General features: G+C 67.6%; 3 protein-coding genes and 1 pseudogene. All 4 read left to right on the forward strand.

The features are described 5' to 3' along the window. Positions 1-421, forward strand: a pseudogene (locus HUK84_RS15235) (hypothetical protein); the annotation flags it as partial. Continuing rightward, a complete protein-coding gene (gene nuoH / locus HUK84_RS15240) occupies positions 418-1,377 on the forward strand; it encodes an NADH-quinone oxidoreductase subunit NuoH (protein ID WP_176641041.1) in 960 nt (319 codons plus the stop codon). The pseudogene HUK84_RS15235 and the gene nuoH, both read left to right, overlap by 4 nt. A 115-nt stretch (positions 1,378-1,492) precedes the next feature. Next, complete coding sequence (nuoI, locus tag HUK84_RS15245; protein WP_176641042.1) at positions 1,493-2,005, forward strand: NADH-quinone oxidoreductase subunit NuoI; 513 nt, start codon at positions 1,493-1,495, stop codon at positions 2,003-2,005. A 57-nt stretch (positions 2,006-2,062) separates the two neighbouring features. Continuing rightward, the coding region (locus HUK84_RS15250) for an NADH-quinone oxidoreductase subunit J (RefSeq protein WP_176641043.1) at positions 2,063-2,353 on the forward strand (291 nt) is incomplete at its 3' end.

A 2,353-nucleotide genomic window follows, 5' to 3' on the forward strand; every position in this document is an offset into this window, starting at 1 on the left:
CGGCACCCCGCCGGCCCGCGCCTGGCATACCGACATTCCCCCTCGCTTCGCGCCCCGGCCCGGCCAGGTGCTGCTGCTCCCCCAGGCCCGCCTCTTCGGGACCGAGGAACTCAGCACCCTGTCCCCCCCGATCGCCGCCCGCATCGAACCGCCCACCCTGCGCGTCGCCCCCGGCTGGCCCGCCACCGAGACAACCGCGACCCAGACAACCGCCACCCAGGCAACCGCAACCGAAACAACCGTGACCCAGACAACCGTAACGGGGGCCACCATCACCCTGATGGGCCGCCCGGTCAGCCTGCCCGTGACCTGCGACGCCGCCATCCCGGCCGGCCTCGCGCTCTACCCCGCCCATGACCTGGACCGTTCCTTCTCCCTGCCGGTCTGGGTGGACGTCGCGCCGGCAGGGCAGGGGCAATGACGGTCCCGATGCCGCTCATGATCGCCGTCACCCTGGCCGCCCTGCTCGGGCTGGCCACCGCGCTCACCTGGGTCGAACGCCGGCTGCTGGGCGTTTGGCAGGACCGCTACGGCCCCAACCGCGTGGGGCCGGGCGGCATGCTCCAGGCCGTCGCCGACGGGATCAAGATCCTCTTCAAGCAGGACTGGATCCCCCCCTTCGCCGACCGCGCGGTGTTCGTGCTGGCGCCCGCCATCGGCATGATGACGGTGCTGCTGTCCTTCGCGGTCATCCCCGTCACCGCGTGGTGGAGCATCGCGTCCGCGCTGAATGTCGGGCTGCTGTTCGTGCTGGCCGCGATGGGCATGGGGGTCTATTCGGTCGTGCTGGCCGGCTGGGCCTCCAACAGCAAATACGCCCTGCTGGGCGGGCTGCGCGCGGCCGCGCAGATGATCAGCTACGAAGTCTTCATGGGCCTCTCCCTGCTGGGGGTGGTGATGCAGGCCCGCTCCTTCAGCCTCCGCGACATCGTGCTGGCGCAGTCCGGCCTGTGGTTCGTCATCCCCCAGGCCCTCGGCTGCGCGGTCTTCATGCTGGCCGGCATCGCCGAGACCCACCGCCTGCCCTTCGACCTGCCGGAAGGCGAGAACGAACTGGGCGCCGGCTTCCACACCGAATATTCGGGCATGAAGTTCGGCATGTTCTTCCTCGCCGAATATGCCGGCATCGTGCTGGTCTCGGCCCTCGTCACCACGCTCTATCTGGGCGGCTGGCAGGGCCCGCTCCTGCCGGGCGGCCTGTGGTTCGCGCTCAAGGTCGCGGCGCTGGTGGTGCTGTTCGTCCTGCTGCGCGCCGCCCTGCCGCGCCTGCGCTACGACCAGTTGATGGCCCTGGGCTGGAAAATCCTGCTGCCTTTGTCCCTGCTCAATATCGTCGCGACCGGCGCGGTCCTGCTGCTGCGCGCGCCGGGCGGTTAGAGCAGATCCCGTTCGGACGGAATCGTTTGAACGGGTGAAGATGCTCGATAAAATAACGAGATAGAGCATTTCCGCTGAACCGGTGTTCAGTGGAAATGCTCTAGGGGAACATGCGATGTTCGACACGCTCCGCACCCTGTGGCTCACCTTCCTGCATATCGGCCGCCGCCGGGTCACGGTCGGCTATCCGGAAAACAAGCCGCCCCTGCCGCCGCGCTATCGCGGGCGGATCGTCCTCTCGCGCGACCCCGACGGACAGGAACGCTGCGTCGCCTGCGGATTATGCGCGGTGGCCTGCCCGGTGGACTGCATCAGCCTGCAGAAGGCCGAACAGGACGGGCGCTGGTATCCCGATCATTTCCGCATCAATTTCTCCCGCTGCATCTTCTGCGGCTTCTGCGAGGAAGCCTGCCCGACCTACGCCATCCAGCTCACCCCCGATTTCGAGATGAGCGAATATGTCCGCCCGAACCTGGTCTATGAAAAGGACGACCTGCTGATTTCCGGCCCCGGCAAATATCCCGGCTACAACTTCTACCGCGTGTCCGGCGTTGCCGTTCCAGGCAAGGACAAGGGCCTGGCCGAACGCGAATCCCGTCCGGTCGACCTGCATTCCCTGATGCCATAGGCCCTGATGCCATAGGTAAAGGAAAGAACCGGTCCGGTGGACATATCCCTGGCAGCGATGGCGCTGGTTGCGGCCCTGGCGTCGCTCATGACCATCACCCGCACGGTCGCGGTGCACGCGCTGCTCTACCTGGTCGTGCTGCTGCTGGCGCTGGCGGGGGTGTTCGTCCGCCTGGGCGCGCCCTTCGCGGCGGTGCTCGAGGTCATCCTCTATGCCGGCGCGATCATGGTGCTGTTCGTCTTCGTGGTGATGATGCTCAATCTCGGCCGCGCCGACCGCCGGCGCGAACGGCACTGGATCGCCCCGCATGTCTGGCTGGGGCCGGCGATCCTGGCCGGGCTGCTGCTG

The organism is Nguyenibacter vanlangensis (genome assembly GCF_013376155.1).
GTDB lineage: Bacteria > Pseudomonadota > Alphaproteobacteria > Acetobacterales > Acetobacteraceae > Gluconacetobacter > Gluconacetobacter vanlangensis.